The sequence below is a fragment of the Bacillus cereus group sp. MG9 genome (assembly GCF_040459995.1).
In the GTDB taxonomy this organism is placed as follows: domain Bacteria; phylum Bacillota; class Bacilli; order Bacillales; family Bacillaceae_G; genus Bacillus_A; species Bacillus_A mycoides.
The window spans coordinates 1,045,998-1,062,745 of record NZ_JARVHC010000001.1 but is presented as its reverse complement, the minus strand read 5'-3'; the positions used below and the strand labels follow the sequence as shown (position 1 = coordinate 1,062,745).

Here is a 16,748-nt window from a genome sequence, read left to right as displayed (position 1 = left end):
AAAAATCATCGTTTGCAAGTTTGATTCAAAATTGTATATTACTTTTTCAATCTACATTATGGATCTAGGATCATATTCCTTAATAATGACTACAATAATCTTTAATCCAGTTAAACTACAAAAAGCACCTTTGTGAGTGCTTCTTGTAATTTAATATTTAGGCCCCATGTAATCATAACTTTGATCTAGCGCTTTTAATAAATCAATCGCACCCTTTAACTCCCTTTTATCAGACTCTAATTCTTCCATCCTTCTTTCGATATCTTTTTTAAAAGATTCTAAATCACTAATGGCCTTCTTCCCCACTCCAAGTTGCGACCAGCTTGATAAGAGTAAATTATGTACATTACTTACAACTCTTTTATTATGATTTAAGTCTTGGATCATATGGTCAAATTGTTGTAAGGCTTGGTTCAATGCTTCTTCATTTAAGTAAATTCTCGGCATCCTAATCTTCTCCCTTAATATTGTTGATCCGTCTTCTTATAATCATCGGCTTTCTTCTCAATAAAATCTGAAATTTCCGTTGCTGTTCGTATGTACCAAAAACTTAAATGCTCTACATGTGCACGTATATTATTTACTTTAGCTTCTACCCGTCTACTTTCAGCCGTTTCTAATAATGTCATCATATTAGAAATTAACCTCGGTACTCTATCTTGAAATTCTTGCGCGTTTCGCTTCATATCTCTTACGGCCTTTTCCAAATTCTCTACAACCACACGAATCTCTCCCCCGCCTAATAACGCGCCTGGTGAATCATAAACTCTTTCATTCGTGTCTACATTTAACAAGTATTTATTGGATAAAGACCCATTCTCTCCAAACCGGAAGTTCTGATCTGTTTGATAGTGATAACCAGGGCCACTTATCGAATTCAAAAATCGAGTAACATCCATCCCGATCTTTTGCTGTAATGATAGCTTTGACATTTCTTCTTTCGAAATTGGTGGGGTTACCGTATAAGTAGAGCCTATATGACTTTCATATGCACCAAATGGTCCATAGCCAATTGAATCATTTCCGTGAACAACACTTACAATTCTATTATTAAACTCACCATTATTTGCTTTTTCTTGTAAATCAGGCGGTAACAAATGTTTTGCACTCGGCGCATTCCATGACATACATCTTACATTATCATTAGATGCCGCTGCATATTCCGCTAAAGCTCCCCCTAACGAATGACCCGTCGTATATATCTCCACATCATCCCTGTCCTTGTATGTATCCGTTACTTGTTTCATGACCCTTTCAGCCTGTTCGAATTGATTGTGTGTTTCCCAGCGCTGATTCTCTTCATTCCAATATTTCTTTGAACCTTCATTCTCAGTCCCTGCTACAGGAGGTGCTGCTGGTTCATGAACACCTTCTCGTAATACAAAATGATTGGTATCCGTTTTTAAATCCTTCATGCCTTCCCCTGACTTCATCGGAATGCCTAAAGAGTTTTTCTCTATAATTTTATCCCCTTCTGTACCTCGGAAAGCTACCATAACTTGCTTTTTCCCATCGACATCTCGTTCAAAGACTACTGCGTCCATTCCGGTTTGTTTGTCGTGGAATGTTTCACGGACCTTCCATGTTTGTAAAGTATCATCATTCGCATTATTCACTGTAATTTCATTTCTTAACTCTTTATCTGATTTATACGCATCTTTAGCCATTCGATAAAAGCTTAAATCTAACACTTCTTGTGTATTTTTGCTATCCAAAGTATTCCCTCCTCGGGATATTTAGTATATTCTAAATTATAGAACAACATTAACGGAGGGTAAACATGAGAATTAAAATCCGAAAATTTACCTTTTTTGTCTTTTTTATCTTTGTAAGTACAATAATTGGGGGATGTAATATGCAGGAAAATAATAAAGAAAAACAAATAGTAGATAAAGCAACAGAAAAAACAATTAATTACTTTAAAGAGAAACAAAATTTAGATGTAACTATTACTGATTACAGGTTCCCTTCTAATGATCTAGAATCAGTCTTCATAACTGGTCATATCAAAGATGATGAAAGCAAGGAATTCACTGCTACAATAGATTACAATAATAATTATAATGTTGGTTCTGTTTCAACGAATTTTTCTCTAAAAAAATAATACAATATGGATAAAAAAATGAGGAAATAGCATTAAAAGAAAAAGCAGAAAAGATCGCAATCCAACATTTTAAAGAAGATAAAAAGCTAGGTGTCACAGTGACAAGAGTGGAATTCGCCCCCTCAGATTTTTGGGTGATTTTTGTATCTGGTCATGTAACAAATAATCCAAACCGTAAAATAACTGCAGATATAAATTATAAAAATAAGGTTGAAAGTATTAGTTATGATGACTGAAATTAATATGAAAATAAAGTATATTTTTGTTGGCCCTTTATATTAATTCCAATTATTTCATATGTATATAAAGGATGAGATCAATATTCAATAAGCTCAACTTCTAACATTAAAAATTTAGAAGCAATGTATCAAACTTTTGGGCACCTAACAATAAGGTGTCTATTTTTATTTTCAAAAGGAGCCCCTCAAATAATTCTTAAAAACCTAGATTGATTTGAACCTATTAAAACATTTTAAAGTTTCTCTTCTACAACATTTGATATATCCCTAATTTAGGAACCAATGATTGGAGGAGAATTATGTTGCATAAAAGATTGTTTTTTTATTTAGTTTTCATTTTCATTATTACTACCTTAGGAGGCTGTAATAATGAAAATAATACCGAGGAAGAAATCATTAATAAAGCAACAGAAGAAACCATTCAATATTTCAAAAAAACAGAGGGCTTAGATGTATCAATTACTGATCATGAATTTGGACCAAAAGACTTTCAAACTATCTCTATATCAGGCTATGTGACTAATGATAAAACTAAAGAATTTACTGCTTCAGTTGAATACGCAAATAATTATCATATCGGCGCTATTTCAACCACCAAAAATTTAGAGCTTAAAAACTAATAATTGGGGCACTTTAGAGTGCCTTTTCTTTTTGCTTCACTACACAATGTTCAGTGAATATAAAATTTAGTGGCGAGGAATATAACGCACTATTAATGGAGTGATTATTCGTGAAAAAATATAGTATAAGATTATTCATTATTCTTACACTTATACTTTTAGGAGGATGCAGTATGAATAATAAAACAAATGAAGAAAAAGAAATAGTAACAAAGGCAGAAGAGGTAACAATTAAATATTTTAAAGAAACAGAGGGCTTAGATGTAACAATCACTGATCATAAATTTGGACAAAAAGATTTTCAAACTATCCTTATCTCAGGTTATGTAACAAATGACAAAAGTAAAAAGTTTACCGCTTCAGTCCAATACGCTAATGATTATCATATTGGTTCTATCTCAGCGTCTAATAATTTTGATTTTAAACATTAAATCTAATAGTTTCACGTCAACATAATTATTTAAGTTTGCTTCTTTCATTCAGGAGTATTCCTTATAAGAAAGAAAACTAAAAAGCACCCGCTACCAGAAAAAGTGAGTGCTTTTTTCCCTAAAAACATTCCTTCTATCACGATATTTTATATAATCAAGATGTCATTATTGGAGCATAAATATGGATATTAAAATCAAAAAGATTAGTTTTTTTCTATTCTTTACATTTATTTTAAGTATTTTAGGGGGATGTACTATAGATCAAAAAAATACTGAACAACAAATAGTTAATAAAGCAAAAAAAGTAACAATTGAATATTTCAAAGAAAAAGAGAATTTAGAAGTAACCCTTACAAGTCATAAATTTGCTCCCAATGATTTTCAAACAGTTTTTATAAATGGACATGTTAAAGATGACAAAAGTAAAACTTTCTCTGTGGATGTAGAATATAGTGGCGGAGAATATCGTATAAGCTCTATGTCTCATTCAAAAAATTTAGAACTTAAAAACTAATAACCTGGGCACGCAAAATAAAAAGCCCCGGTTATATTTAACAGCCAGCGCTTTCTATTTTCAGTACTCTTATAATGTTTCATTTATATTTCCAACTCGTATGCGCGGGCGCTCTGTCGCACACGTAAATCATTATTGATCATCCACAATAATATACGCTGTTCTAATTGGCCCGTGTACACCTACGACAAGGTTCATTTCAATATCTGCGCTATTTGACGGACCAGAAACGAAGTTCACACAAGCCGGCAAGTTTTCTCCCGCTTTACTTTGATCATGAATCAGTTTTGTAGCTTGGGTTAACCTTGGTACGATCGTACTTTTAGGAACGATTGCAATATATGACTCTGGAAGCAAACTAACATGCCTTCCTTTTAACCCATCATTAAATAGCACAACGGTTCCTGATTCCGCCAGAGTCATATCACTGAACGTAATGCCAAGGTCAGCAGCTTTCGCAAATTTTATGTCCTCTTCTTTATCACCTAATCCCCATGCACGAAAATGTGTTGTGCCTTCATTGTTGAAACATGAAGTAAGACCGTACTCATTAAAGCGCTCATCGTTCGAATACATAGCAGATTTGATATTCCATTCTTTTATTAAATATTGAAATGTTTCAACAAGATTTTCCTTTGTTGTTCGCTTTACTTCTGTATGAATCACTTCGCAGTGCTCTATTAACTTTAATACAAGTTCATCTTGCGCCAGTCCGTCAAAAACATCCCACTGCGGGGAAAAAGACCAGTTCGGTTTTTTCACTGCTTCTGGACGTTTCCTACCAAGCTTTTCTGATAACTGGAGTAAAAATTCCTCACGATTTTGGATGGCCATCATTGTTCTCCTTTTCGTGTTTTTCAAACCACTCTCGAAACGGTTGTTTTTTCGGAACTGGAAAATCTCTCGCATCCGTCCAAGCTTTTAACGGCCCAATTCCACGCTCGATCTTATCCCCTTTTGCAAGAGGTTTTAATGCATACGGAGCGCTCTTCGCTGCAAAAGAAAATAGTCTAGGACTCTTCACCGCTTTTTCAAAACCTTTCATAGCCACGTTCCAAGCTACAGGTGATTGTTTTTCTTCTACAATGCGGCTACGATGTTTAATTAATAAGTCATGTAACGGGATTTTCACTGGACACGCTTCTGTACAAGCACCACACAGGCTAGATGCGTAAGGTAAATCCTTATATTCATCATATCCCCCTAAAAGCGGTGTCAACACAGCTCCAATTGGTCCTGGATAAATTGAGCCATATGCATGTCCACCAATATGCCTGTATACAGGACACACATTAATACATGCCGCGCAACGAATGCACTGAAGGACACTTTGGAATTCTGTTCCTACAATATCGGAACGGCCATTATCAACAATGACTAAATGAAATTCCTCAGGTCCATCCGTCCCGCCAGGCTCAGTTAACCCTGTAATATAACTTGTTAACTTTTGTCCTACAGAACTTCGGCATAGAAGTGTTACTAAAACATCAAGCTCTTCCCACGTCGGAACAATACGCTCCATCCCCATAACTGTAATCAACGTTTTTGGAAGTGTCGTAGTAAGTCTTGCATTTCCTTCGTTTGCTACGATAGAAATTGATCCAGACTCTGCAACAGCAAAGTTACATCCAGTCACCCCTATATCCGCTGCAAAAAAATCATCACGTAAATACGATCTTACAAACCTCGCCATTTCCGTAGGATCAGATGTTCCAGTATAATCTAACTTTGTTTTAAATATTTCACAAATGTGTTCTTTATCCTTGTGAAGGCATGGAACAACAATATGCGAGGGAGGATCGTGGTCGTTCACTTGTAGAATAAATTCAGCAAGATCTGTTTCTAACACTTCCGCTCCAGCTTCTTCAATCGCTTCATTTAAACTAATCTCTTCCGTTACCATCGATTTTGATTTCACAATTTTTTTCGCGTTTTTCTTTTTTACAATCTCTTTTACATATTCCCTTGCGTCTTCTGCAGTCTTTGCGAAATAAACGAAACCACCGTTTTTCTCAATATTTTCACTCAGCTCATATAAATAATAATCAAGGTTTTCTAATGTATGCTTTCGAATTTCTTCTCCTAAAGCTCGCCATTCTTCCCAGTTCCCAAGACTCTCAGTAGCTTTTAATTTCTTGACTCTCAGACCATCTTGCGCTTTCCTGACAGCCTGTCGCATAAATTGATCCCCAATACCTGTTGCAGTACGCTTATGAAAGGGATCGTTCCCAATTTTCATTCCCATCTCTATATCCCCCCTTGTTTTCGATCTTCATTTAATACTTGAGCAATATGTTTTACATCAATCTGATAACCATTACGTGTTAAACGTCCTTTTATATTCATTAAGCAGCTACAATCCATCCCGATTAACAATTCCGCACCGGTTTCCATAATATGCTTTACTTTTTCTTCAACCATTTGCTCAGAGATTTCTGGCATTTTCACCGAGAATGTCCCTCCAAATCCGCAACAATCATAATTATGCGGCAATGAAACAACTTCCAGTCCCTTTACACACTTTAATAGTTTTTGCGGTGGTTCCTTAATCCCCATTAATCGGCTCATATGACAAGATGTATGAACCGTTGCTTTTTTATGAAGCTCCGCACCTAAATCTTCTTTCCCTAACACTTCAACTAGAAATTGTGTGAATTCATATGTTTTATTTCCAAGTTCAGTAGCTTTTTTCTTCCAATCTGCTTCACTTTCAGAAAATAAGCTAGAAAACCCGTGAACCATCATAGCGCAAGACCCCGATGGTGCCACAACATATTCTGAACTAGCAAAGGCTTCAATCATATGTTTTGCAGCTGTTTTTGTTTCTTTCACATACCCGCTATTATAAGCAGGTTGTCCGCAGCAAGTTTGAGTTTTTGGAAAATCAACTTCACACCCTAAATCTTCAAGAATTTCGACGACATCACTTCCGACCTCTGGATAAAAAACATCTGCCACACAAGTGATAAAAATTGATACTTTCATATTTGCACCCCTAAATACAGTAAAGTAATCTCAAGTAACTCTATTTGTATATTATTGGTAAAAAGATGAAAAATATGAATAAAAATAACAAAAAGCATCCTAAATGTGTAATTTAGGATACTTTTTGTAAAACAAATTAATTTCTATTAAGCAATCGCATACGATAACAATTCATCGTCACTTCCCCAAGCCTTTGCAACAATTGATAATTTGCGTACGCTCCGACCGGGGCACCGATGATCGGGACGAGCTGGAGCATTTTTGCTAAATCGATATAGTCTCGGTATTCTGTTTGGAACTTTTCCCAGTCCATATGATTTTCTTCTTCTGTATCCCACGTTTCAATCGCTTTCCATACTTCTTTTCGGTGATCGTCACTTGAAAAAGCAAGTTGGAAAACGTGAAGAATAAAAAGGCGCTCTTCTTTTTTACTCGTATCAAATCCGTACAATGTTGCTGCATCAAATAAAAATTTTATTTTAATAGTAAGTAATAACGGGAAATCGGCAAGGCCAAGGAGAATACCACCTGCTCCTGTTCCTGCCCCTTCTGCCGCTGCGACTTTTTTGTACTCATCCATTTTTTTACGTACTTCATCGTCTCGTCTTTGCAGTGACCAGTTCGTTTCTTTTAGCTTCGGTTTTATGAAGTTTGATCCAGCACTAATTGTTTGCACCATCATCCGAATCGTTTCTGTTAGTACCTTTTGCACTTTCGCGGGCACTAGTTGTTGCACTTTCACCTGCACTTTTTTAGAGAACCGTGTCATCATAGAAGAATCTTTCATGAATGTAGCTTTCCACTGCTCCAATTCTTTTATAACCTTCTCTTCATATGTAATCATAGGTTCATTCCTTTCAGTTTAAACGCTCAATGCGCTTTGCACCGTATTGATAAACGAAACCAATACTAAATAATATGCTTACTACAAATAAAATGCCGGTCATTATGAAATCTTTCGTCGCAAGTGCAAATATAACTGTAAATACAACGCTGCCGATAATAAGAATCGCATTTAATAAAGTAAGGAAATCTCTCTTCTTCTCGTCTCCCCCTACCGGATATAAATCAAGCCAAACTTTCATACGGTGATGTTTCCAAAGGGTTAAGAGCTGGTAGCCGATTAAGTATAAGAAAACAAGGCTTACGATAAAACGTCCATATAAAAATGGGATAAAGTAAAGAATAATTCCCCCAAGAACGAGTAAACGCATATATAATCCGAAATAGTTACCCGATCTTAAAAATGTTCTCGTATATAAGTATAAATATGTACGTTTCTCACCAATCATCGAAAGAATGAAATCAAGCCATTTCCTACGTGATACTCTCTCTTTTAACGCTGGTACATCAACGAACATATTCGCAATGCGGTACAGCAGCATCATTTTTTTACCTTCTTCAGAAATTAAATACTCCCAGTTTAGCGGCTTTCCTTTCACCTTTTGATGCATAACAGCAAGGTATAGTGCCATAAGAAAGACAATTACACCGGTAAAAATGAATGAAGTACGTTCTACAAGGACGTACACAAATAAGCCGTTTAAGATAAAGCGAATGAACCAATCTGCTTTTTGAACGCTTTGATCTGTTAAAAATGATTTTTCCCACGCTACGAATAAATTCCACGCTTTTACAATGACAAACGCGATTACAATCCATATGTAATTGGCACCTGTTTGTTTCATTTGCTGGAAATATAACGGGGCAAGCGCAGCTGCTACCATTGCGATTATGTATAACTGAATCATAAACGTAAAGAGAAATGCCTTCGTAAAGTAAGGCTTTAACTTTTCTTCAACTGGAAGCAAATACACGAGATCCGCTTCTTTTAATAACGTTTGGATGGACCCAGCTGTTAATACGAGGCCAAGTAAGACTGCCATAACAAACGCTGTCGGAAACGAAGGTGTTAACGTTTGTAACCATTGCTGGTAATAATACGCTCCTGCGCCGATGATAAATACGAAAATAAATTTCAAATGATCATTAAATACGTATTTACTATATGTACGAACTTCTTTTAGAAAGTGCCGAAATCGTTCTTTCCATAACGCTGTGCTATTCATAATCTTCTTCCTTCGTTAACGCAATATAAATATCATCAAGCGTTGCACCAGGCATATTAAACCCGGATTGAAGTTCTGATAATGTTCCCATCGCTCTCACTTCACCTTGATGCAAAATAATGAATGAATCACAATAGCGCTCTGCTGTCGCTAAAATATGTGTACTCATTAAGATGCCCGCACCACTCTTTTTCATTTGATCCATCATTTGAAGAAGTGATTGAATCGCTAACGGATCAAGCCCAACGAAAGGTTCGTCCACAATGTAAAGTGATGGTTCAACTAAAAATGCACTCATAATCATCACTTTTTGTTTCATCCCTTTTGAGAAATGAGACGGAAACCATTTCAAACGATTTTTCATCCGAAACTCTTGTAATAGTTGTCCTACGCGTTCTTCATATTGTTTTTCATCTACACCGTACGCCATCGCTGTTAATTTCAAATGCTCTTCTAACGTTAACTCATCATATAATACTGGCGTTTCTGGAATGAAGGAGAAACTAGAACGGTACGCTGTCATATCATCACGAATTGTTTTCCCATTAATTGTGACAGTTCCTTTTTTCGGCTCCATTAAACCGATGATATGTTTAATTGTCGTACTTTTCCCCGCTCCATTTAAACCGATCAAGCCAACAAGTTCGCCTTTATTAACAGAGAACGAAACATTTTGCAGTACAGGTCGTTTCGTATATCCTCCTGTAACATTTTCTACACGCAATAACTCGCTCATACGACACCACTTTCTTCATTTATATTCATTCACTTTTGTAAGAAATGTATATATTCATCTTACCAAAAATCATGGTGCACTACATAGTATCGATGCCTTCAAAAAAAAATTTAAATTTCTTGGCATATATTTTTACGAAAGCGGACATCATAATTAGTGAAGAAGGAACACATTGAAAAAGCAACCACCAATTGATGAGTACAACAACATAGTGAAGTCATCATGAAATGGGGTGTCCAAGTTGGACAATGAAATTTACACATAACCAGATAATTTGTTTCATTTTCGAAACGGGGTGTCTCCGAAAGAGCATATACTGTTTTAAAAAATAAACAATTTCATTTTAAAAAAAGATTGCAATTCATTTCACTTGAAAATGGGGTGTCTACGGCAGAAACTTTAGCCGATTTACCGTGCATTTCTTAAATAAATGAGGTGTCTGCGAACCGTAAATTATAAAAAATGCTTTTTCAATCCCTCTTCAGAAAACAGGAAGCTGAGTCAGCTTCCTGTTTTTCGTGTTTGTTCTCCTATGTAATTATGGTAAAATACGGCTAAGACTATTTGAAAGGATGAGATCGATGAATCATACAGCGGACAATTGTATTTTTTGTAAAATCATTGACGGGCAAATCCCTTGCTCAAAAGTATACGAAGATGAACATGTACTTGCATTTTTAGATATTAGTCAAGTAACAAAAGGACATACTCTTGTTATTCCGAAAGTTCACAAACAAGACATTTTTGCGTTAACGCCAGAAATCGCATCACATATTTTTGCGGTCGTTCCAAAAATCGCAAATGCAATGAAAGCAGAATTTAATCCAGTTGGTTTCAACCTACTTAACAATAACGGCGAGAAAGCTGGACAAACTGTATTCCACTTCCACCTTCATTTAATTCCACGCTACGGTGAAAACGATGGTTTCGGTGCTGTTTGGAAATCACACCAAAATGAATACACAATGGAAAATTTACAAAACATCGCAAGTACAATTGCAAATAGTGTGAAATAGTGCCACTATAATAAGAAGTAATACATAACAAGCCGATTCCTCTGGCATTTATTGTATGGCTTCTTTCTTCACAAAAAATGCCGGGGGTATGATTTTTTGTGCATAGCATGTACAAGAGAGAAAAGCTCACTTTTCTTCCCCTTGTCTTAAAGATATGCACACTTTTATACATCATGAATACGAACGAAAAATAAGGAGGTTTCCTTTTATGTCAAAAGCTAAATCCTTTATTACAGGTGTACTTTGCGGCGGAGCAGTTGCTGGACTAGCCGTTCTTTTCTCAACTCCTTCTTCTGGTAAAGCTATGCGCGGTAAGCTGAAAGAAAAAGGAACTGATATTAAAAAAACATTAGCTGATATTACAGCTGATACGAAGTTATTAAAGCGTCAAATCGTTGAAACTGCTTCAGAAGGTAAAGAAGTATTCCAAGAACTAAAAGACGATATGCATGACACGCTTTCTAACTGGAAACAAGATATTTCTCAAAACAAACGACATATCGAAAAAGAAATTTTAGACATTCAAAAGTCAATTGAGAAACTACAAGAAGCTGTTCCAGAAAAAGCGTAAACATATTCCTGCTTAGTTTTTTGCATATAACAAATATTTTTCATACGAATTGACCTTAACACGGCATATCACATAGATATGCCGTGTTTTTATGCATTTACAATATATGTTATCCCTTAACATGTAAAGACAACACATGTATTCTCGACTCATAAAACGCTTCCATAGTTATGCATGATTTGTATAGAATGTTATTTTTCCGAAAAATTTTCACAATTCTCACAAAAAGACTTTATTAATTTTTATTTTACTGGCATAATAGATAATAATGAAAAAAGAATGTTAAAGTGGGTGAGTAAATGAAAAGTGGAGAAAAAAATTACTCGGTAAAAGAAGCGATGATTTTCAGCCAACGTATTGCTCAATTATCGAAAGCGTTATGGAAATGCGTAGAGAAAGATTGGCAACAATGGATTAAACCTTACGATTTAAACATTAACGAGCATCACATTTTAACCATCGCTTATCATTTAAAAGGGGCTTCTATTTCTGAGATTGCTAAGTTTGGAGTTATGCACGTATCAACGGCGTTTAACTTCTCTAAAAAGCTAGAAGAACGCGGCTATCTTGTATTCTCTAAAAAAGAAGATGATAAACGAAATACGTACATTGAAATTACAGACAAAGGGGAAGAATTACTACTTCGCTTAATGGAGGAGTATGACCCTGAAAATAATTCTGTTTTTAATGGGGCACTTGAACTTCGTAATTTTTACGGTAAGTTCCCAGAAAATATCGAACTTATTGCGATACTTCGCAATATTTACGGACAAGACTTCATCGATATTTTTGAGAAATCATTAGAAGATATCGAGGAGAACTTTACGGAATCCGATCAAAAGTTAGTTAAGAAATAATCTATTTATTTTTTCGCAATCATGCTTAAGAATTCATTCATAAGTGGCTTAAATAAACCTTGTTTTGCTAGCGCTTCCGCAGTTTCGTGTACTTCGAGCTGATGTGGAAGCGCTTTTTCAAATTGATCTAATAGCGCACCAAACAATAGAAGGCCTTCTGCTTTCTCCACTACATATTGTTCGTTCAGCTTTTCACAAAGTTTTAGTATACGTTCAATGTCTTTTTTACGAGCTTTTTTCTTTATGATTAAAGAATAAAATGGACACTTTTCTTCATCAATCATTTTAAATAGTAGGTCTACGTAGTATTCAGCTTGTTCTAGTCTTCTTACAACGTCCATTTTCTCCCTCGCTTCCTAACACAAAGTCTTCTATTTCTGAATTTTGTAACACGAACAAAATATCGTATGATACAATATATAAAGTATATGTATTTTAGCCAAAAGGAGGTCTCGCCTCATGACTCTTATAACCGTTGTTTTTGTTGCATTCGCACTTCTTGTTATATTTTACACGAATTTCATGACACATACACTGTGTGAGCGAAAACAAATATCTGCGAGCCGCCAGCCCGGTGTCTTTCGAGTTATTAATGTATGTATTACCATTCTATTAATTTCTAGTTATGTAGAAATTATATTTCATGGAAAGTGAGGAAGGAAGCCCCTTCCTCATTTTTTTCCTCTATAAGCAAATTATACCTACTATAACTAATAAAATAAACAGTACAAGTAATAAAATAAGTTTTGAATTCATCCCCCATCCCCTCCTCTTTTCTGTATATGCGACATGCGCCCAATATGGTACCCTTTCAAAATCTGACACAAACTGGTTAAAATTTCTTTATCAATAGGAAAACCCGTCGAAATATGATATATTAAATTTTGTACATATTGCTTATACTATGAAATAAACGACACGCATCTAAACTTTATCCTAAAGCCTCGGTAAGCCCTGTTAAGCGTGCTTTTACATATAAAAAAAGCAAAGACATCAGTGAGACTTAATCAGGTTCTTATGAACGAAAATAACCTATCATAAGGCGTTTCTTCATTCGTATGGGATAAATTAAAAATACATAATAGTAGGAGTGTTTATTGAATGAAGAAAGCTATGCTTGCCTTAGCCGCAACAAGTGTAATCGCATTATCAGCATGTGGAACATCATCATCAGACAAAATTGTTACATCTAAAGCTGGTGACATCACTAAAGAAGAGTTCTACAATCAAATGAAGACACAAGCTGGTAAACAAGTACTAAATAACATGGTTATGGAAAAAGTACTTATTAAAAACTACAAAGTCGATGAAAAAGAAGTAGACAAAAAGTTCGATGAAATGAAAAAGCAAGTCGGTGACCAATTCGATACACTAATGAAACAACAAGGCCTTAAAGAAGAAACAGTTAAAAATGGCGTTCGCGCTTCATTAGCTCAAGAACAAGCGATTGAAAAAGCAATTACTGATAAAGACTTAAAAGCAAAATTCGAGGACTATAAGCAAGAAATTAAAGCAAGCCATATTCTTGTAAAAGATGAAGAGACTGCTAAAAAAGTGAAAGAAGAACTTGCACAAGGTAAATCTTTCGAAGAGTTAGCGAAAAAGTACTCTGAAGATCCAGGTTCAAAAGAAAAAGGTGGCGACTTAGGATTCTTCGGACCAGATAAAATGGTAAAAGAATTCGATGAAGCTGCTCGTAAGCTGAAAAAAGATGAAGTAAGTGAACCAGTAAAAACACAGCATGGTTACCATATCATTAAAGTAACTGAGACTCATGCTGACGCAACTTTCGATAAAGCAAAAGCTGACATCAAAAAAGAAGTAGTTCAAGAAAAAACACAAGATGCTCAATTTATGAATGATCTTATGATGAAAGAAATCAAAAAAGCTGACGTAAAAGTTGACGATAAAGATTTGAAAGATCTTTTCGAAGAACCAAAAGCTGACGCTAAAAAAGACGAAAAGAAATAATGAAGTGAAAAAAGCTTGGGTAGCCCCAAGCTTTTTTATTTTGTAGTAGTTTTTTACCGATAAATCGATATACTCCCCCATCTTACTCCATTCAACACAAAAAAACCTTGATTTCGTACAGCACGAAACCAAGGTTTATCTTATTATCATTGATTAAATTAAAAAACTATGTTAAATTAGTACAGAAACGCATTCGATAAAAATAAAAGAATGTATTTATCCGTATCTTAATTGTACACCAAAACACATCTTCAGTCAACCTCTATTTTTCACTTTTAAAGGAGTGCTTACGTATGAACAAAAAACTTGATCAAGAGCAAAAACGATTGGATAACGTAATAGAAACGATTACGGAGCAAATTGATAAACTGGAAAGCGAAACTGGCAGACGCCGGGCAGAAGTAATCAACATTCGTAAACACTTTTGGGATGATGTAAAAGTTAATACTGATACTTTTGACGATTATCTTGAAACAGTTATCAACTTAAGACAACAAGCTCAGTCACTAGCCGTAACACAAATTACCCATAAGCACACCTTTAATCGACTTGCCGCACTACGCCGTATGCATAAAGCACCTTACTTCGGACGAATTGATTTCAAAGAAGAAGGAGAAATTGGTGCAGAACAAATTTATATCGGCGTTGCTACACTTACCGATGCAAGCGGAGAAAACTTTCTTATATACGATTGGCGCGCACCAATTTCAAGTGTTTACTACGATTATCCACCAGGACCGGCTGAATACAGCACACCAGGAGGCGTAATCTGCGGTAATGTGGAGAAGAAATTACAATATATAATTCAGAATGGCGAGATTGATTCAATGTTCGATACGAGCCTCACAATTGGCGATGAAATTCTGCAACAAGCGCTCGGAAAAGGAACAAACAAACATATGCAAAGTATCGTTGCTACTATTCAGCGCGAGCAAAATGAAATTATCCGTCACGATGAAGGGCGACTACTTATCGTGCAAGGAGCTGCTGGTAGCGGGAAAACGTCAGCTGCCCTGCAGCGAATCGCCTACTTACTATATAAATATCGCGAATGGCTAAAAGCAGATCAAATCATTCTCTTCTCCCCTAACTCCATGTTCAACAGCTACGTATCTAACGTACTGCCAGAACTCGGTGAAGAAAATATGCAGCAAGTTACATTCCAAGAATATTTAAATCATAGACTAAGTAAGTCATTTGACGTTGAGGATCCTTACGAGCAATTAGAATATATGCTAACTGAAACGAATAGCGCAAATTATAAAACTCGAAATGCGAGCATTCGATTTAAAGCATCTACTCAATTTTTCGAGATGATTAGAGCGTACAGACAATCTCTTGAATCTTCAGGCATGCTATTTAGAGGAATGAAATTTAGAGGAAAACTGATTGCCTCTGCTAAAGAAATTACAGAGCAATTTTATAATACTGATTCCTCCCTCCGCTTCCATAATCGAATTGAGAAGTTAACGGATTGGCTAAACAAACAAATAGACACAATTGAAAAAACAGAACTGAAAAAGCCTTGGGTAGAAGAAGAAATTGAGCTACTTAGTAAAGATGAATACCAAAAGGCTTATAAATATTTACAGAAAAAAGGCGAGTTTGACGACAACTCCTTTAATGATTTTGAGAAAGAAACGAAAGTACTTGGACGTATGATTGTCCGTAAAAAATTGAAGCCGCTTCGTAAAGGTGTTCAAACATTGCGCTTCATCAACTTCACAGGCATATATAAACAACTCTTCACAGATGCATCATGGGTTGCTGGGGAAAAACCTAAAGAATGGGACGACATTTGCTCATTAACTGTGAACATGCTTGATGAAGGAAAGCTACATTACGAGGATGCGACTCCATTTTTACTTTTAAAAGAATTAATTGAAGGCTTCCAAACGAACAGATCCATTAAACACGTACTTGTAGACGAAGCACAAGATTATTCTCCGTTTCAGTTCGAGTTTTTAAAACGTCTCTTCCCTGCCGCAAAAATGACTGTACTCGGAGACTTTAACCAAGCGATATTTGCCCATGCGAGTGAAACAGTTAATTTCAATACACTTACTAGCTTATACGGACCAGATGAAACGAACGGCATTAACTTAACTCGTAGCTATCGTTCAACAAAACCGATAATTGAATTTACACGGGACCTCGTACCTGAAGGAAAGAACATTAATGCATTTGAACGTGACGGTGAAAAGCCTACAGTAACTAAAGTTTCGGATTACAGTGAGCTGCATGAGCGTATCACTTCCAAAGTTGCTGAACTACAAAAACAACAGCACAATACGATCGCAATTATATGTAAATCCGCGGCTGAAAGTGCCGCTGCATACGAGGCACTCAGTCATATCGAGAATATTAAACTTGTGAAAAGTAACTCAGCCGAGTATGAGCAAGGCATCGTCGTTATCCCTGCTTATTTAGCGAAGGGTATCGAATTTGATGCTGTTATTATTTACGATGCTTCTAAAGATGTGTACAGCGATGAGAGCCTACGTAGATTGTTCTACACTGCTTGTACACGCGCAATGCATGAATTGCAGCTTTATAGCGTTGGTGAGGTTAGTCCTTTTGTAACAGGGGCTGCTTCGGAGAGTTTTGAACTTGTAACGAAAACACCTTGATCATC

Annotated in this window: 19 protein-coding genes; 10 read left to right on the top strand and 9 right to left on the bottom strand. The window is 35.8% G+C overall.

Annotated elements, in window-relative coordinates; genetic code table 11:
- Window positions 1-150: 150 nt before the first annotated feature.
- The gene (locus QCI77_RS05415; protein WP_001137435.1) at window positions 151-447 is read right to left on the bottom strand and encodes a hypothetical protein; all 297 of its coding nucleotides are present in this window, start codon (window positions 445-447) and stop codon (window positions 151-153) included.
- A 14-nt stretch (window positions 448-461) separates the two neighbouring features.
- The gene (locus QCI77_RS05410) at window positions 462-1,667 is read right to left on the bottom strand and encodes a lipase family protein (protein ID WP_483298992.1); all 1,206 of its coding nucleotides are present in this window, start codon (window positions 1,665-1,667) and stop codon (window positions 462-464) included.
- A 113-nt stretch (window positions 1,668-1,780) separates the two neighbouring features.
- Between QCI77_RS05410 and QCI77_RS05405 the strand changes: the two genes are divergently transcribed.
- The 4 genes from QCI77_RS05405 (at window position 1,781) to QCI77_RS05390 (ending at window position 3,908) form a co-directional block, all read left to right on the top strand.
- On the top strand, window positions 1,781-2,104 hold the full coding sequence (locus QCI77_RS05405; protein WP_001220548.1) for a hypothetical protein: 324 nt from the start codon (window positions 1,781-1,783) through the stop codon (window positions 2,102-2,104).
- Between the two features lie 538 nt (window positions 2,105-2,642).
- Complete coding sequence (locus tag QCI77_RS05400; protein ID WP_061689379.1) at window positions 2,643-2,963, top strand: DUF1433 domain-containing protein; 321 nt, start codon at window positions 2,643-2,645, stop codon at window positions 2,961-2,963.
- 110 nt (window positions 2,964-3,073) lie between these two features.
- Window positions 3,074-3,394, top strand: a complete 321-nt coding sequence (locus QCI77_RS05395) for a DUF1433 domain-containing protein (RefSeq protein ID WP_353824626.1) — start codon at window positions 3,074-3,076, stop codon at window positions 3,392-3,394.
- Window positions 3,395-3,575: 181 nt separating this feature from the next.
- Window positions 3,576-3,908 (top strand): hypothetical protein, encoded by a 333-nt coding sequence (locus QCI77_RS05390; protein ID WP_353824625.1) that lies wholly within the window; start codon window positions 3,576-3,578, stop codon window positions 3,906-3,908.
- 132 nt (window positions 3,909-4,040) lie between these two features.
- On the opposite strand, the gene QCI77_RS05385 is transcribed toward QCI77_RS05390, so the two are convergent.
- From QCI77_RS05385 to ecsA, 6 genes are all read right to left on the bottom strand, one after another.
- A complete protein-coding gene (locus QCI77_RS05385) occupies window positions 4,041-4,742 on the bottom strand; it encodes a LutC/YkgG family protein (RefSeq protein WP_088292333.1) in 702 nt (233 codons plus the stop codon).
- On the bottom strand, window positions 4,723-6,153 hold the full coding sequence (locus QCI77_RS05380) for a LutB/LldF family L-lactate oxidation iron-sulfur protein (RefSeq protein ID WP_088292334.1): 1,431 nt from the start codon (window positions 6,151-6,153) through the stop codon (window positions 4,723-4,725). The genes QCI77_RS05385 and QCI77_RS05380 overlap by 20 nt, the downstream gene beginning before the upstream one ends.
- 2 nt (window positions 6,154-6,155) lie before the next feature.
- Window positions 6,156-6,893 (bottom strand): (Fe-S)-binding protein, encoded by a 738-nt coding sequence (locus QCI77_RS05375; protein ID WP_353824624.1) that lies wholly within the window; start codon window positions 6,891-6,893, stop codon window positions 6,156-6,158.
- Between the two features lie 136 nt (window positions 6,894-7,029).
- On the bottom strand, window positions 7,030-7,737 hold the full coding sequence (gene ecsC / locus QCI77_RS05370) for an ecs operon protein EcsC (RefSeq protein WP_002030211.1): 708 nt from the start codon (window positions 7,735-7,737) through the stop codon (window positions 7,030-7,032).
- 13 nt (window positions 7,738-7,750) lie between these two features.
- Window positions 7,751-8,962 (bottom strand): ABC transporter permease, encoded by a 1,212-nt coding sequence (locus QCI77_RS05365; RefSeq protein WP_088038759.1) that lies wholly within the window; start codon window positions 8,960-8,962, stop codon window positions 7,751-7,753.
- On the bottom strand, window positions 8,955-9,698 hold the full coding sequence (gene ecsA / locus QCI77_RS05360; RefSeq protein ID WP_001292616.1) for an ABC transporter ATP-binding protein EcsA: 744 nt from the start codon (window positions 9,696-9,698) through the stop codon (window positions 8,955-8,957). Before ecsA ends, QCI77_RS05365 begins: the two co-directional genes overlap by 8 nt.
- A gap of 581 nt (window positions 9,699-10,279) precedes the next feature.
- On the opposite strand from ecsA, the gene QCI77_RS05355 reads away from it, so the two are divergent.
- The 3 genes from QCI77_RS05355 (at window position 10,280) to QCI77_RS05345 (ending at window position 12,142) form a co-directional block, all read left to right on the top strand.
- Window positions 10,280-10,714 (top strand): HIT family protein, encoded by a 435-nt coding sequence (locus QCI77_RS05355; RefSeq protein ID WP_001016832.1) that lies wholly within the window; start codon window positions 10,280-10,282, stop codon window positions 10,712-10,714.
- 208 nt (window positions 10,715-10,922) lie between these two features.
- A complete protein-coding gene (locus QCI77_RS05350; RefSeq protein ID WP_002011120.1) occupies window positions 10,923-11,285 on the top strand; it encodes a YtxH domain-containing protein in 363 nt (120 codons plus the stop codon).
- A 299-nt stretch (window positions 11,286-11,584) separates the two neighbouring features.
- Window positions 11,585-12,142: an HTH-type transcriptional regulator Hpr gene (locus QCI77_RS05345; protein WP_002150075.1), complete on the top strand. Its 558-nt coding sequence runs from the start codon at window positions 11,585-11,587 to the stop codon at window positions 12,140-12,142.
- Between the two features lie 5 nt (window positions 12,143-12,147).
- On the opposite strand, the gene QCI77_RS05340 is transcribed toward QCI77_RS05345, so the two are convergent.
- Entirely contained in the window at window positions 12,148-12,483 is a 336-nt protein-coding gene (locus QCI77_RS05340; protein ID WP_341086473.1) for a DUF1878 family protein, read from the bottom strand.
- Window positions 12,484-12,601: 118 nt separating this feature from the next.
- Between QCI77_RS05340 and QCI77_RS05335 the strand changes: the two genes are divergently transcribed.
- The 3 genes from QCI77_RS05335 to helD all read left to right on the top strand — a co-directional run bounded on the left by QCI77_RS05335 (window position 12,602) and on the right by helD (window position 16,743).
- The gene (locus tag QCI77_RS05335; RefSeq protein ID WP_000172693.1) at window positions 12,602-12,796 is read left to right on the top strand and encodes a hypothetical protein; all 195 of its coding nucleotides are present in this window, start codon (window positions 12,602-12,604) and stop codon (window positions 12,794-12,796) included.
- Window positions 12,797-13,243: 447 nt separating this feature from the next.
- The gene (prsA, locus tag QCI77_RS05330; RefSeq protein ID WP_002186490.1) at window positions 13,244-14,113 is read left to right on the top strand and encodes a peptidylprolyl isomerase PrsA; all 870 of its coding nucleotides are present in this window, start codon (window positions 13,244-13,246) and stop codon (window positions 14,111-14,113) included.
- 293 nt (window positions 14,114-14,406) lie between these two features.
- Window positions 14,407-16,743 (top strand): RNA polymerase recycling motor HelD, encoded by a 2,337-nt coding sequence (helD, locus tag QCI77_RS05325; RefSeq protein ID WP_353824623.1) that lies wholly within the window; start codon window positions 14,407-14,409, stop codon window positions 16,741-16,743.
- Window positions 16,744-16,748: the final 5 nt, after the last annotated feature.

Coding starts and splice junctions, on each gene's coding strand:
- QCI77_RS05415 (WP_001137435.1), bottom strand. CDS start 447: ATGCCGAGAATTTACTTAAATGAAGAAGCATTGAACCAAGCCTTACAA.
- QCI77_RS05410 (WP_483298992.1), bottom strand. CDS start 1,667: ATGGCTAAAGATGCGTATAAATCAGATAAAGAGTTAAGAAATGAAATT.
- QCI77_RS05405 (WP_001220548.1), top strand. CDS start 1,781: ATGAGAATTAAAATCCGAAAATTTACCTTTTTTGTCTTTTTTATCTTT.
- QCI77_RS05400 (WP_061689379.1), top strand. CDS start 2,643: ATGTTGCATAAAAGATTGTTTTTTTATTTAGTTTTCATTTTCATTATT.
- QCI77_RS05390 (WP_353824625.1), top strand. CDS start 3,576: ATGGATATTAAAATCAAAAAGATTAGTTTTTTTCTATTCTTTACATTT.
- QCI77_RS05385 (WP_088292333.1), bottom strand. CDS start 4,742: ATGGCCATCCAAAATCGTGAGGAATTTTTACTCCAGTTATCAGAAAAG.
- QCI77_RS05380 (WP_088292334.1), bottom strand. CDS start 6,153: ATGGGAATGAAAATTGGGAACGATCCCTTTCATAAGCGTACTGCAACA.
- QCI77_RS05375 (WP_353824624.1), bottom strand. CDS start 6,893: ATGAAAGTATCAATTTTTATCACTTGTGTGGCAGATGTTTTTTATCCA.
- ecsC (WP_002030211.1), bottom strand. CDS start 7,737: ATGATTACATATGAAGAGAAGGTTATAAAAGAATTGGAGCAGTGGAAA.
- QCI77_RS05365 (WP_088038759.1), bottom strand. CDS start 8,962: ATGAATAGCACAGCGTTATGGAAAGAACGATTTCGGCACTTTCTAAAA.
- ecsA (WP_001292616.1), bottom strand. CDS start 9,698: ATGAGCGAGTTATTGCGTGTAGAAAATGTTACAGGAGGATATACGAAA.
- QCI77_RS05355 (WP_001016832.1), top strand. CDS start 10,280: ATGAATCATACAGCGGACAATTGTATTTTTTGTAAAATCATTGACGGG.
- QCI77_RS05350 (WP_002011120.1), top strand. CDS start 10,923: ATGTCAAAAGCTAAATCCTTTATTACAGGTGTACTTTGCGGCGGAGCA.
- QCI77_RS05345 (WP_002150075.1), top strand. CDS start 11,585: ATGAAAAGTGGAGAAAAAAATTACTCGGTAAAAGAAGCGATGATTTTC.
- QCI77_RS05340 (WP_341086473.1), bottom strand. CDS start 12,483: ATGGACGTTGTAAGAAGACTAGAACAAGCTGAATACTACGTAGACCTA.
- QCI77_RS05335 (WP_000172693.1), top strand. CDS start 12,602: ATGACTCTTATAACCGTTGTTTTTGTTGCATTCGCACTTCTTGTTATA.
- prsA (WP_002186490.1), top strand. CDS start 13,244: ATGAAGAAAGCTATGCTTGCCTTAGCCGCAACAAGTGTAATCGCATTA.
- helD (WP_353824623.1), top strand. CDS start 14,407: ATGAACAAAAAACTTGATCAAGAGCAAAAACGATTGGATAACGTAATA.